Origin of the sequence: Nocardioides sp., assembly GCF_030655615.1 — a bacterium.
GTDB lineage: Bacteria > Actinomycetota > Actinomycetes > Propionibacteriales > Nocardioidaceae > Nocardioides.
Window position 1 is genome coordinate 91044 of record NZ_JAURVJ010000044.1, and the last position, 13457, is coordinate 104500.

Sequence of the window (13457 nt, forward strand, 5' to 3'; positions counted from 1 at the left end):
CCATGAGCAAGCGCGGCGGCCACCCCCCTGACCAGCCTGCGGGTCGCCGCAAAGACAGCCCGCCGCCCGGTTGGACCGCCGAGCACATCGCCGCCTACGACGCCCACATGAGGAGCGCACACAAGAGCGGCTCGACCCCCAGGAAAGACACCCTCAGCGACGACGGCAGCGCTCGTTCCCGGCCTTACCGGGTGCGGTGGAAGGGCAACGACATCGTGCTCCCCCCAGCCGGAAACGGCGAAGCTGACGCAGTCGGTTTCACCACCTGGGACGACTCACACCAACAGCTCGAAGCGTTCACCCGCAACATCGTCAGCACCCGAAGCAGACGACGGACCACAACACCCGTGGCTCTCCTGCACCGGGTTGACAACACATACAACCGTCGCGCTGTTTCGGTTGCAGCACCTGCCGTGGGCGCCCGCGCCACCGCACGCACGCCGCAGAAGCGGGCGTCAGACACCGCGCCCACCCAGCGGGACAGGCTGCGCGACATCAAGCGACGGCACCTGGGGTACCTCTCAGATTCGTTCCTACGGCGGGTGGGTGTCGAGTCGCTGCCAGCCTTGGCGAAGCTGGCCGAATCCCGAGGCGGCGAAGTCCGGTGCACCGGCATCGTCCTCGGCGAAGGCGACATGATGCTCGACCTCCCCCTGGAACGGATCATGGCAACCGCCATCGACGGGTTCCTTGCCGAGCACGGGGTCGACGCCTGGCAACGAGCACGCACTCACACCGCTCGATCCCCCGAAACCGTCCAAGCGCTCCTACGGATCCGCAGCTTCGCTGGAGACACCGCGAAGATCGACCGCATCTCCCTGGCCACGGTTGTTGATGAGTACGGCCACCGAACCGTCCGGGTCACCGATGCCGAGACCTCTCACCGCGTCGGCGCAATCGTCGACGGGCACCTTGTCCTCACTGACGAACGCAACCGGTCGCAGGTGATGGTCTTGCTCGGACGCATCGACCGGTCACTCCCCCAGTCCCTGCATCCCACCAATGTGTCACCGGATCCGGCGGCCCCAGGCGCAGCCGACGGGGTGTCTGACCTCGTCCCGAACCTTCATGCTCGCTTCGAGCCGGGAGGCGTAAGCATCGAGACCCGCGAGACCAACGGGACATCAGCGATGCCGATCGCTGTGTACAACACCGGCACGAAACGTCTCTGGATCGAGGACGATCGACTCGCTGCAGCGGTCACCACCTACGCGGCCCGCGTCGGGCTCCCAGTCAGCGCCGTCAGCATCCCCGAGAAGCCGTGGCACCTCACACGTGAAGTCCCACGCCACATGCTGCGCGACCCTCACGCCGCACCGCGTGCTGCCCGGGACCCGGCCGTCCATCTGCGCGCCAGCGTCCGGAACCTCGTAACCGACGACATCCTCGGCCCCGTCACATGGCACAAGCACCCAGCCGCTCTACCGCGCGACACCGAACCAGACGAACAGTTCTGGTTCCTTGAACGTCACGTCCGCGAACGCACCACGCTCTTCCCGGACGCCAAGCTCACCTCCCGGACGACCCTCTGCCGCCTGTGCGGTCAAACAGCCCCCGAGTTCACCACCCCGATCACGACCGAAAGGGTCGCCTACTGCCACGACTGCCTGGTCGCGGCCTCCGAAGGCAAACCCGCCCTCGCCCATCGCCGACGAACCGCGCAAGCCGTCCGCGAACTCGCCGCAGCCGAGTTCGACAACATCCCCATGCTCGAAGAGCAACTTGCAGCACTTCACATCGACCCAGACAACCCGGTACCAGCCACCCGGATCGACCGACTGCTCCTGCTGCGGTTCGCGGTCGCGCGAGGCAAGTTTCCCTGGACCCTCGTACTCGAGGAGTCCGGTATCGCACCCGAAGGCCTACGAACCAGCAGAGGCACACTCGTGCGTGCCCGCGACGGCCACCTGTGCTTGTCGCTACGCGAACGAGCCGTCTGCGACTTCCTGCACCAACACGGCATCAAACACGACCGCGAACCCCTCTATCCCACCGATGAGGTCCTGAACCCTAGAGGCCGACGACGGGCCGACTGGATCCTCACCGACGGCACCCTCGTCGAGCTGTGGGGCATGCCAAACGACCCCGTCTACGCCGCCAAGATGGTCGAGAAGCGACAGCTCGCTCAGCGTCACAACCTGCGGCTCATCGAGCTGACCGACACCGACCTACCGCACCTGCCACGGCTGTTCGCGCCATGGTTGAACGCCGCCGCCGCATCAGCCGACGGACGCACCGCCTGGACCTGGGCGCCCGCCCTCATCACCGCAACGCCGACCCGGACGACGACGGAAACGACCACCGGATCGGCCAACAGCCGTGCCGCCGCAGCCGACAACGGCTCCAACGTCAACGCCCGCAACGAGCGCACCGCCCGCGCTCAGCGAGCCCTCGAGCTGGCCAACGCCGGTCAGACACGAAGCCAGATCGCCGCCGAGTTCGGTGTCGGCATCAATTTGGTGAAGGAGTTGCTCCGTGACGCCAGGTTCTACGCCGAACCGGCCACCGACCCCGAACGCCACAGCCTCGTGACCGCAGCAGCAGCAGCACGTCGGGCCGGTCGGACCCGGACGGCCTTCGCCTCCGAACTGGGACTGAGCGAGAAGAAGGCTAAAGAGGTCTGGCGCGACGCAGCGGTGATCACCACGACCGACCAATGATGGATGGAACCCGCCGTTGCCTTCGCTGTAGTGAGTCGTCTTGAGCAGCCGTCGTGGTGCCGAAGTGGGACATCACGCGTCGATGGGTTATCGTCGACTTTCGCACAGGGGCGATTGGCGCAGTGGTAGCGCGCTTCGTTCACACCGAAGAGGCCACTGGTTCGAACCCAGTATCGCCCACCCCGCATGCAGTCAGAGGCACCTTCCGACGGAAGGTGCCTCCTGCGTTTTGGTCGGGGCGCCGCTTCATCACTTCGGCGGCCGGTAATCCTCGGGCTGATGACGTGGAAGGACGGCCCCGTTCTCTTCAGTGAAAAGGTGCCCGTACCGGCCGAGAGTGAAGACGGGGGTCGTATGACCTGCCCACCTCTGGATGCGCTGCAGATCGAGCCCCTGGGCTATCCAGAACGAAATCGCGGTGTGGCGTAGGTCGTGGATGCGTAGTTCGGGCCGTCCGATCGCGAGACGCGCTTTCGCGAACTGGCGTGCCCGGAACACGTTGGAGCGAACCTGTCCTCCGTCTCTGCCAGTGAACAGGTACTCACCGGGGTACATGCCCACGTGTTTTGCGAGCTGCTCGGCCACGAAACTCGGCAGCGGCACCGTGCGCCGACTCGCCTCGGTCGTGGGCGCGGAAGTGAGCAGTTTCCCCTGCACCTCGCCGGTTGATTTGGTGACTGTGACGCTTCGAACGCGGACGTCGGACGGCAGGAGCGCAGCAGCCTCTCCGATGCGAAGACCGCCGTAGGCAAGTAGCTGAATCAGCGCGGTGTATCGATCGCCGATTGCCTCCGCCAGCGCCTGCACCTCTTCAGGCGTCAGTAGAAGCATGTCCTGGCGCTTGACGCTGGGTAGTTCGATGCCTCGGCAGGGGTTGGAGCGCAGGTGACCGGCCTGTTTGGCAGCGGTCAGGCACTTGTCCAGCTCCTGGTAGACCTCCCGCACGGTCGTGGGCGCCAACGTGCGGTCGCTCCCATCCTTGGCTGGCTTCGAAGTCGGTTTCCGGATCAGGTAGTTGATGAACGACTGCACTAGTGGCGTAGTGATGTCGTCCAGGCGCAGGTGCCCGAACGCGGGTTTGATGTGGTTGACGTAGAGCGACAGGTTGCGCACGCTCGTGGCTGGTCGAAGTCCTTGTCGGCTCGGATACCACTGTTGAGCCCAGTCTTCGACTGTGATCGGCCTGCGACCCGGCTCGGTCATCGTCGCCACCTCCTGGTCAAAGTCCGCTTCCCGCACACCGCCGAGTCAGCAGACTCGAATGGTCTAATTGCCGCCAATTGCATCGGCCGACCTTGTCGATGCGGTCAGCTGGCCGCGCTTTCCGTCATGGGACGGACGGTAGCGCCTGCTCAGCCGCGCCCACCCGTGGTCGTCGGCCATGCCGCCGCTTCCTTCAGGGCAGAACTGGAGCGCTGTAGTCGCCCGCCAGGGCCTTCTCTGTTCGACCGGGCCGCTTCCACCAAGGGGGCGGCTAGCCGCTCAGTCGAACCTGTAGACGCAAGAGGTTGGCGGGGCGGTACGCGTCATTGCCGCGAGCTTCAGCGATCAAGCGATCGCTTCGGCTGCCAAGCCAGAGACCGACGAGAAGGTCGCACAGAAGGTCCTCGAGCGGAACGGACGCGGATGCAACCTGCTCAAGGCGAACCGTGAAAGTCCCCTTCTTCTTGTCTGGGTCCGTGGAACGCAGGACGCCCAGAAGGAACGATGCAGGCACGCACACCACACGGCTACCGGCGAGCTCGCTGAGCAGCCAGTAGGTGGCTGTCTCGTCATGGTCGATGAGGTCGATGAGCTGCTGGATTCCGATCGACCACCTCGGTGGAGCGGCCCCGGAAGTCCGTTTGATCTGAATCAGATGTGCCTTCTCCAGCTTCAACGCGTTCGGGACGTCAACCTCAACCACGAGACCGAGGTCGGCGCCGTTGACTCGTTCGTCCTTCCGGCGCGTCAATTGGGCGTCCAAGCGCACCGTGGAAGCTGCCATGGTTCCGTTGAGGTCGTTCAACTGCATCGCGAGCTGTTCGAGCAGGGCACCGGTCATGTGCTCCTCCTGCGTATGTCCATCCCAGCTCCAGCTCTCAGCTGCCGCGTTGATGCGGTGGTGGATGAGGTTCTCGAGTTCTGCGGAGTCGAGCCATGTACCGGACGGCGCCCGCATTGACTGCGGCCGTCCGAAGTGACGACGGTTGTGAAGCCACGATGAAGCGGACTGGAGTCGACTTTCCGGTCCGTCGTCCAGGTCGGCGACGATCCCGCTGGCGAGTCGGGCGATTCGTCCGGCCCCGTGTTCAGCGATGGTTCGGACCGCATCGGCGACTGGGCCGGGCCCGTCTGAGGCGGCCACTGCTACGAGCGTGTTGGCCGAGTGCGAGTTCCAGGCGAGGAGCCAACCTGTCATCGCCGCCAGGTCACCCAGCTTGTCCTCTTCGAGGTAAAGGTCGACCTGTCGCTCCCAGTGGCGGACCTCGCTGGCGCGAAGTTTGGTGGTGATGTAACTGCGGTCGGAGATCCGGTCAACGATCGCCAACTTCGCGGGAAGGTCAATCTCAGGGCTGTCATCGTCGAGGCCGATCCACGCCAGTCGGAGCTCACGCTCGACGCGCTGGTGCGTTAGACGCGGATCTGTCCGCTGATCGGCGCACGCCGCCGCGACTCTGACCCCCGCCGCTCCGCGTAGTTCCGACGGAAGCGAGGTCTTCGTGGCTTCGCGCCACGTTGTCACCGCGTTGTACCAGACCGCGACGAGGTCGCTGCCGCTGAAGGTGCCCCCATCCGAATGCGAGCCATCGACGCATTCGTCCATGAGGAGGTCCGCCATGGCCTGGGGCTGATGTGCCGACATTCCTGCCAGGAACAATTGGAGGTCCCTGGACCGCATGTGCGGACGGTCGGAGATGGCGTCTGAAAGACCCTCCCGAGACACACAGCCCACCGAACCGGCATCGAGGAACGACGGAACACTGAACCAGACCGCGTCATGCGGGGTTAGGGGGTTATCAAGATGTTCTCTCGACCGATGTTCGAGTTCGGGGCCAGCCGCGTCGGTTACCAGCTCGAGCGCCCTCAGGTAGTGGTCATGAAGGTCCGGAAGCATGTCGAGCATCTACCTAGTGTCGAGCCAGCAACTATCTCGATCAGGCAGATGTGGGCGTGTCTTGCCTCTGTCCCCCGGTCGCGATTCGCGGCCTAGGCTTGGCCCGTGGGTAGGCGGCTGAGCGACGAGGTTGCGCTCAAGTTGCTGCACGGGTTCGGCTTCTCCACCGAGGTGCCATACCCCGGAGCGAGCACGCCTTGGCCGTGTGTTCACGACAAGTGCGGGCGGCCAGCATCGCCGACGTTGTCTAACCTGCGAGCCGGGAACGGCGGTTGCGTCTCGTGCGGCATCGCAGCGCGCGCCCTGAAGCACCGGATCCCCGACGAGGTCGCCGAAGCCGAGCTGGAAGCAGCGGGCTTCGTCCCGCTTGAGAAGTACCCGGGAGCGGGACTCGCGTGGAGGGCCAAACACGTGGCGTGCGGGGAGGAGCGTCGACCTATCCTGACTGCGTTGCGCAGCGGCCAGTCGGGTTGTGGGCCGTGCGCCGCGAAGGCTGCTGCGGCAGCTCGTGTGACGACTGCTGCGCCTGCGGCGGTGGCGGAGATGGAAGCAGCGGGCCTGGAACCCGTAGAGCCCTACCCCGGTGTCGATGAGCGGTGGCTCGTGCGGCGGGTCGCCTGTGATCACGTCGGGGAGACGACGTTGACGTTCGTGCGGGCTGGGGCGATCGGCTGCGTGACCTGTGCGAACCGGTCTCGGGGCCCGTGGGGCGATGCGGAGGTGGCTGTCGCTGACATGAGGGCTGCTGACTTGGAGCCGTTGCTCGCCTATCCGGGTACCAATAGGCCCTGGCTCAGCCGACACCGTTGCGGGGAGGTCGTTTCGCCGACGCTCTCGAATGTGCGAGCGGGCCACAGTGGCTGCAACCGGTGCACACGGACCGCTGTCGGGGAGCAGCGCAGGGTTCCGCACGTGGTCGCTGTCGCGGAGATTCTTGCCGCCGGGCATGAGCCGCAGGGTCCCTATCCGGGATTGGCGGACGTGGCGTGGCCCAGCGTCCACCTCGCGTGCGGTGAGCCCTCTCAACCGACATTGTCGCGAATTCGGGCTGGCCAGATGTGCTGCGCTACTTGCGGACGAGCCCAGGGCGCGGCGAACCGTCGCCGCGACAGCGATGACGCGGTCGCGGTGATGCTCGCGGCGGGGTTCCGTCCCACAACCGAGTACCTCGGCGCGCTTCATCCTTGGCCGTCCATCCATGTGGCCTGTGGCCGGTTGGTGGAACCGGCCTTGGCGAGTATCGAAGCGGGCGGAGGTTGTCGCCTGTGCGGGCTTGAGCGAACCGCGGCCGCGCAGACAATCCCTGCGGAGGTCGCGGTGGAGCAGCTGCGCGGTTTCGGGTACGAGCCGCAGGAGCCCTATCCGGGGAGCAGCCAGGGATGGCGCAGCATCCACCTGGAATGTGAAGAGGTGCGATGGCCCCGGCTGGCCGTGTTGAAGGCGGGCCTGCAAGGGGCGTGCACGTCGTGCGGCAATCGCCGACGCACCGAGGTCGAGCGCGCCAGGGTCGTCGCGCGGTACACCGCACAGTTGCGGGTGCTTGGATACGAGCCAGCAGGACCGTACGTAAACGCTGTGACCCCATGGCCGGTGCGGCATCTGGAGTGCACACAGATCTCGCCGGTTCGTGCTGCGGAACTGCACATGACATCGGTGTTGTGCCGTGCTTGTCGCACTACCGGCTTCGGATACGCCGACGCGGCGGTGCTGTACCTGATCACCGACGGTACGGCCCACAAGGTGGGCATTACGGGAGTGCATTCGCAGCGGATTCGCCGTCACGTCGCCCATGGTTGGCAGGTCATCAAGGTCTGGCAGTTCACCACCGGCGCCGAGGCTCGGATCGTTGAGCAGGCGGTGTTGACCCACCTGCGCAAAGAGCTTGGCCTGTCGGCCTACTACGTCGCGGAGATGATGCCGCAAGGCGGCGCCACCGAGACAGTGGACGCCGAAGAGATCTCTTTGCCTCAGCTGTGGGGTCTCGTCGAGGACGTTCGTGAAGCGGTCGCGTCGGTGTTTGGCGATGACCGCGAGGGAGCGGCGCCCGTCCGTGTCACCTCCTGACCGGCCGAACGACAGGAGCGGCCCACAAGGGGCGATCTTCGTTCGCTTGCGGGCACTTCAATGTCTTGGACTTGGGCGCGCCGTCGGACGGCTCACTTGTAGGGCAGCCCGCGGCGCGGCGTCGCGGGCTCAGACACCGTGCCACCTGCACTGCGTATAGAGAAGGCGCTCACCGTCGCTACGGCACCGGCATTGCGGCTCTATAGACGTAGGGCTCTGCGGCTGCGATGGCTTCGGCTGCCGTGTACTCGACGACCTCCGCAGTGCTTAGCGCTCGGGTTACGACAGCGAGGTACCACTCGGGCTCCTCGCGAGCAGCCCGCAGCTCATTCGCGGTCAGTAGCACAATCGGGCGGTCGCCACTGAGGCCTTTGACCTCTACCTTTGCGACGGTCCCGCTGATGGTGTGGGTGAAGGTGAGGTCCCATCCCACCTTCTGCGACCCAACGTCGTCGCACTTCCAATCCGCCCCGTAATAGTCAATGACGGCTTGGACGGCTGCCGCCTCGACGATGGCGTTCTGCTCGGGGTCGCCGTGTGCTGCGCCATCGTCGGAAATGGTGATCACTTCGTCCTGCTCGAGCCACTCGGGCCACTCGTCGAGCAGTTCTTCGATCCGCGCTAGTTGCTCCTTTGACACCCATGACGGGTTCGAGCCTTGCGCCTGCACCTGCACTTCGAGGTCGTCGATGTCGGCTGCTCGGAGCTCGGCGTCGGACAGGGCACCTTCGAACAGGGGGATGTCCAGAGCGACGTCGTTCGTGACGGCCAGGCGGTCTTCTTCGTTGTGCCAGTAGGTGTCCTCGTCAGGCTCTAGGTCTTCGTGGACCGTGTCCCTGACGAAGTCAGTCACCCAACCCACGCCCCAGATTCCGCGAGTCATCAACTTGCTGTCGCCGGAGACCCACAGGATCACCTTGTCTTCGGGCTTCATCATCCGGCTGCGGTAGTTGTCAGCGACGCTCCAGTTGGTTACCTCCTCGAGGTCGAGCTCCTTGATCGCTCGAGGAAGGTCGTACTTGGATTTTGGGTCGCACTTGATCAACCAGGCGCCGAGGTTGCCTTCGTTGACCGTTCGTTCCGCCATGCGACGTTCATATCACCGCAACCTCACAACATGACGGCTCTAGGACGCTGGCTTCGAGGTTTGGCTGCTGCCTGGGTCAGCCCCCAGGTTCGCTAGGTGGCGCACACTCGCCCTCGGGCACGACTGTGTGTGTCAGTCGCGGGGCACCTTCCGTTGGCAGGGATAGACGGAGTCCCCCGCTGAGCGGGACCGACCGGCGCGCAGACTCATGAGCGCCTCGTTTCTGCCGGTGTAAGCGGCGGCGCTCCCCTCTGTCGTCGCCTTATGCCAGCTTCGTCGAGCGCTCGTCGGACGGCAGTTTGGGTGCGTCCGGTGAGCTCAGCAAGCTCACGCAGCGATCGTCCGGCTGCGTACTCGGCCGCGACAAACGTTCGTAGCCTTTGCCGCTGCGCGGGCGTCTGGCCCCGTGATGTCGCGGAATTCGCGAACTCGGGAAGCGTCTCCAGCGCAGGTCGGGTCGGGTAGGCCACGATTGATTGTCATCTAGGAAGGCTGGTCGATCCAGCCACTGGGACATCCCAACCGTGCCGTTGCCCCGGGCGGTACCGAAGGGGACCAGGCCGACGTAACCGCCACCGTCAGGATCCCAGTCAAACAACTCGCCCAGACCCACCCCGAGGACCCGAGCCAACGCGATCAACCGAGTAGCACCCCAGTTCGTCTAGGCAGCGTGCGGGCAACGGATCGTGTGCGTGCCTCTGCCCGGCTAGACCGTCGCGCATGGTGACGTCACGACGCGCGACACTGCGGTCGAAGCACAGCGGCGAAGCCAAAGTGCTCGGCGTAGGACAGGCCAACGTGTCGAAGGATCGACTGTGTTCAAACAGTTGTGCCTGGGAGGTCGTGTCGCGCTTCACGGGCGGGTTCGCCGTCACGCAGTGCGATGAGCGATTCCTGCTCAAGGTTCTTCCAACGGTCCACCGCAAGTGAGATGGCGTCGACATCGTCGACATCAAGGATGGAGACGCCGGTTTGAGTGACGGTGGCGAGTTGGACGGGAGGGCCGACACCACCCGAGGAAACCTCACAGACAGCGGTGACCGTCCGGTGCGCTAGGACCTTCGCCTCGTGAAGGCTCGGGTCAGCAGCGAGGTGGTGTGACAGCAGACCTTGCGCCACGGTTGCGTACTCGTGTCCGTACCCCATGGCGACCATGGGGGCGTCCGGGACCATGGTGGCGGTGTCTGGGTAGACCCTGACAAGAAACCCGCCAGACGGTCTAGTCCATGTAGCAAGAAGTAAGTCGACGCTGTGGTCGATGACCGTGCCACCTGGCGGTGGCGTCAACCGACCATAGGTGTCACGGACGACCGGGCACAGTTGGTCCTCAATGATCTTCTTGACCTGATTCGAGTCCAGGTCGATCCAAGGTTCATCTCCTGGGCCAGCCCAGGCGGTGGCGAGCCCACGGATGTGCTGGTCAAGTTCGGTTGCGACATAGGTAGACCCGGAGAACGTCCACGCCGCTGGGATCGAGGAGAAGGACCGAATCTTAGTGACGTTGCTAGCGATCTTTCCGCTCATACCCATGCTGTCGGTTGCCAGCAGTGCCCCGTCGGCGCACGCTAACCCGAGCGCAAGCGTCAAGACTGCCTCACGAACTTTGAGTGTGTGGCGTAGTCCGGGTACGCGGCGTACACCTCAGTCAAAAGCTGCCGGAAGCTTCGGGTCGTGACGTAACTGCGGACCTGCTGAACGAACGCGCGGTCCACCGGGCTCAACTCCATCCACAGCATGTCAGCAATCAACTCACCGACTTTCGTGGCCACGTGGGCCGCGTACCTACCCCCGGTTGGAGATACCCGGATCAACTTCTCGGCTTCGAGATGCCGCACCTGGAACGCCAAGTCGTCGCTGTAGGGGCCCCAGTCGTAAGGCCGGTAGTTGAAGGTTTGCCGCCATCTGGCCGGGCCTCGCATGCTGAGTAGAAACCCGGCCTTCTGCACTCGGACTCGATCCAACGGGAACTCCTCAACACCCGTTCGGGCGCCTTCGTGGACAAGAAGGAGGAGGAGCGACTCCTGGTCGCTCAGCTCGAGGCCCGACCCGTGGTGTTCGTGAGTACCCGGTGTGGTCATGCCATCACGAACAACTGGTCAGTCTTCAGAAGGGGTTTGGTCAGCGCGAGCAGCAAAGTACGGACCATTCACTACTGGCTTGGTCCACTCAGGACGACTGTCCCAATCAGCTGCTGCGCGATCTAGCGTCTCAAGAATCCAGGGGGTGTAGTCCTCAGCCACGACGGCTCTCCTTCGGTGGTGGATGGCAAACGATGCCGCTAGTTACATCGGCGTAAGTTGCCTTGTTCTTGATCGTTCTGCAGTCAAACATCACCCACTGACAGTCTGGGTGACCTGAGTGGGTCCTGTCTTCACCTTCAACGTCAAACCTTCAAGGACGTCGAAGTGGTCAGCATCCTCCGGTAGGTCTTCTGGAAGCCCTTGAGCGCCATCTCCTCGAGCGCTAGCTCTGGAACTTCCTGCCGCTCGGCAAGCGTTTCGGGCACCCAAGCCTCGAACGTCCCATCGTCTGACCGCTCACGAGAGTGCATCGCGAACACATGCGGGAACAGGACAGGTGCCACACCCTCGAAGGGCACGAACGGCACGTTGTTCGGACCAGGCTCGGAGATCTCGGCCGAGACTTGACCCTCGAACAGCGTCGAGACCTGCGACTTTGGGTACGGATCGATGAACACGACCCTCCTGATCCCCGCACCGATGATGAGCCGAGCACACTCATGGCACGGATAGGTCGTAGTGAAAAGGTCACTACCACCGATCGGCGTGCCTCGACGAGCTGCCGTACAGATCGCAGCCATCTCCGCATGCATGATGCGGCCGAACTCAATCAGGTCACGCAACCGGTTCCGCTTCAGCGGGCCAGCCAGGGCGTCCTTGATCAGCCCCTCCAGTCCGCGGGCCCGACGCTTCTTCTTAAACCACGGCTCTAGATCCTTCATGACGTCCGCTACCAGCTCGTACTTCAGCCGGTCGTTCATCTCGAACTCGAGCGCGTAGTCACGCAGATCGTGCTCGTCACCAGGCCAATACTGGCCACCACCTGGCTTCGGAACGTCGTTCGTGCCAGTAACGAGAACCTCGCCCGAGGCATCCACGACCGCTGCACCGACCTGACGGCCAGCAGCAGCTGACCTGAACTGCGCCGAGAAAGCGTGATACATCGCTTGCTCGTCTAAGGACGGTGTAGTGAACGGTTCACCGAACCAGACCCTCACAATTCTCGCCACCGCCGAGTTCGAGTCATGACCCGGCCGCAACCACACGTAGGCGTCACAACGAGTGAACGCCTTCTGGAACGACTGACCCATGTCGTCCTCGTCGTCCTTCTGGTCCCTACGCATCAGTCGGGTGGCCTCACCCACATACCAATCGACGTCGCGCCCCGGGTGATCCTTCCGCAGACGTGCAGTCAGCGACTTCAGCCGCTGCGTTTCCGAGGCAGAAACCCCCAGTACCAGGAGTCGCGACCCGTAAGTCAGCCGCAACTCCTCAAGCTCCTCCGGTCGCTTCACCGACCGGATAATCGTGACCACCCCCGAGCGCTCCTGGAGTCTCTGACCTGGCTTGGGACTACCCATCTCCGACTCGCGTTCAGCCCTGATCCGAGTCATCGCAAGGACAGCCGCTGCCGCTTTCGACTTCGTCTGCCGACGCAAGCCGTCACCCAAGTCCATCAACCAGCAAGCACGGGACCCCTCACCCTCCGGTCCCTTACTCCCCGAGAACTGGTACTCGCTGTTCGCCAGCAGATCGCTGATTCGAACGCGGCGAGACGTATAACCCACAGCGGCGAACGCCGACTCGAGCGACACCACAACAGGATCGACACTCGTGCCGATCGCAGACGCGATCACCACTACTAGTTCTGGACGAAACCTCGCCGCAGTTGTCGAGACCTGACCGACCGGGACCGGCAGGTGGGCTGAAGCGACTCGCTTACCAGCAACCCTGCGGGGACGCCCCAACACTGAACGCGAGCTCCCAACGCGGCTACTCAAGAGTCAGACCCCCTAAGATCCGCGGTTGGCTCATCAAAGAGAGCACTGGGGTTGACCCGCAAAACCTCGGCGAGAGCAAGCAGCTTGCTTGAGGGTAGGTCATTCTCTCCCGCTTCGAACCGGTTGAACGTCACCCGGTGCATCTCAAGTGCGTCAGCAACCTGCTGTTGAGTCAGCCCAGCAGCAACGCGTGCGACTCGTGCTCGTTCGCCGAGCCGCACGAGGTCGTTCTTGAACCGACCGCTAGTTGCTGCCACAACCGTCCGTCCAACTCGCGGCAAACCGAGCAGAAACGACGTGCAGGTTCAACTCCGTCTCCCAACAGTCCGTATCGAACGAAGAAGGCCCCTGACCATCTTCCCAGGTCAGGGGCCTCTTCAATTACTAAACGATCCTGGCCTTTTCGCCTGAACCGCTCTGTGTGCGCGAGGGGGGATTTGAACCCCCACGCCCTTTCGGACACTGGCACCTGAAGCCAGCGCGTCTGCCGTTCCGCCACTCGCGCAAGTAGCCGGTGAAGACTATCCC

10 protein-coding genes and 2 tRNA genes are annotated in these 13457 nt (G+C 64.0%); 3 read left to right on the plus strand and 9 right to left on the minus strand.

Features of this window, described 5'->3' with window-relative positions; genetic code table 11:
* Nucleotides 1-2: 2 nt before the first annotated feature.
* Together Q7T52_RS04155 and Q7T52_RS04160 are read left to right on the plus strand one after the other, a co-directional pair.
* The gene (locus tag Q7T52_RS04155; protein WP_304799680.1) at nucleotides 3-2660 is read left to right on the plus strand and encodes a hypothetical protein; all 2658 of its coding nucleotides are present in this window, start codon (nucleotides 3-5) and stop codon (nucleotides 2658-2660) included.
* Between the two features lie 108 nt (nucleotides 2661-2768).
* Nucleotides 2769-2840: transfer RNA gene (locus Q7T52_RS04160), tRNA-Val, on the plus strand.
* A 69-nt stretch (nucleotides 2841-2909) separates the two neighbouring features.
* Here Q7T52_RS04160 and Q7T52_RS04165 read toward each other — a convergent pair.
* A complete protein-coding gene (locus Q7T52_RS04165; protein ID WP_304799682.1) occupies nucleotides 2910-3863 on the minus strand; it encodes a site-specific integrase in 954 nt (317 codons plus the stop codon).
* 271 nt (nucleotides 3864-4134) lie between these two features.
* Entirely contained in the window at nucleotides 4135-5766 is a 1632-nt protein-coding gene (locus Q7T52_RS04170) for a hypothetical protein (RefSeq protein ID WP_304799684.1), read from the minus strand.
* 903 nt (nucleotides 5767-6669) lie between these two features.
* On the opposite strand from Q7T52_RS04170, the gene Q7T52_RS04175 reads away from it, so the two are divergent.
* On the plus strand, nucleotides 6670-7821 hold the full coding sequence (locus Q7T52_RS04175; protein WP_304799685.1) for a hypothetical protein: 1152 nt from the start codon (nucleotides 6670-6672) through the stop codon (nucleotides 7819-7821).
* Between the two features lie 178 nt (nucleotides 7822-7999).
* Here the strand turns inward: Q7T52_RS04175 and Q7T52_RS04180 are convergent, their stop codons facing one another.
* The 7 genes from Q7T52_RS04180 to Q7T52_RS04200 all read right to left on the minus strand — a co-directional run bounded on the left by Q7T52_RS04180 (nucleotide 8000) and on the right by Q7T52_RS04200 (nucleotide 13434).
* Nucleotides 8000-8908: a protein NO VEIN domain-containing protein gene (locus tag Q7T52_RS04180; protein WP_304799687.1), complete on the minus strand. Its 909-nt coding sequence runs from the start codon at nucleotides 8906-8908 to the stop codon at nucleotides 8000-8002.
* Between the two features lie 206 nt (nucleotides 8909-9114).
* A complete protein-coding gene (locus tag Q7T52_RS20610; protein ID WP_370692290.1) occupies nucleotides 9115-9378 on the minus strand; it encodes a helix-turn-helix domain-containing protein in 264 nt (87 codons plus the stop codon).
* A 349-nt stretch (nucleotides 9379-9727) separates the two neighbouring features.
* Nucleotides 9728-10432, minus strand: coding sequence for a hypothetical protein (locus Q7T52_RS04185; RefSeq protein WP_304799689.1), 705 nt, complete (start codon nucleotides 10430-10432; stop codon nucleotides 9728-9730).
* Between the two features lie 59 nt (nucleotides 10433-10491).
* Nucleotides 10492-10986: a hypothetical protein gene (locus Q7T52_RS04190; RefSeq protein ID WP_304799691.1), complete on the minus strand. Its 495-nt coding sequence runs from the start codon at nucleotides 10984-10986 to the stop codon at nucleotides 10492-10494.
* Between the two features lie 305 nt (nucleotides 10987-11291).
* Entirely contained in the window at nucleotides 11292-12743 is a 1452-nt protein-coding gene (locus tag Q7T52_RS04195) for a deaminase (RefSeq protein WP_304799693.1), read from the minus strand.
* 182 nt (nucleotides 12744-12925) lie between these two features.
* Nucleotides 12926-13186, minus strand: coding sequence for a helix-turn-helix domain-containing protein (locus Q7T52_RS20615; protein ID WP_370692291.1), 261 nt, complete (start codon nucleotides 13184-13186; stop codon nucleotides 12926-12928).
* Nucleotides 13187-13351: 165 nt separating this feature from the next.
* Nucleotides 13352-13434, minus strand: a tRNA-Leu gene (locus tag Q7T52_RS04200).
* Nucleotides 13435-13457: the final 23 nt, after the last annotated feature.

Coding starts and splice junctions, on each gene's coding strand:
- Q7T52_RS04155 (WP_304799680.1), top strand. CDS start 3: ATGAGCAAGCGCGGCGGCCACCCCCCTGACCAGCCTGCGGGTCGCCGC.
- Q7T52_RS04165 (WP_304799682.1), bottom strand. CDS start 3,863: ATGACCGAGCCGGGTCGCAGGCCGATCACAGTCGAAGACTGGGCTCAA.
- Q7T52_RS04170 (WP_304799684.1), bottom strand. CDS start 5,766: ATGCTCGACATGCTTCCGGACCTTCATGACCACTACCTGAGGGCGCTC.
- Q7T52_RS04180 (WP_304799687.1), bottom strand. CDS start 8,908: ATGGCGGAACGAACGGTCAACGAAGGCAACCTCGGCGCCTGGTTGATC.
- Q7T52_RS04185 (WP_304799689.1), bottom strand. CDS start 10,432: ATGAGCGGAAAGATCGCTAGCAACGTCACTAAGATTCGGTCCTTCTCC.
- Q7T52_RS04190 (WP_304799691.1), bottom strand. CDS start 10,986: ATGACCACACCGGGTACTCACGAACACCACGGGTCGGGCCTCGAGCTG.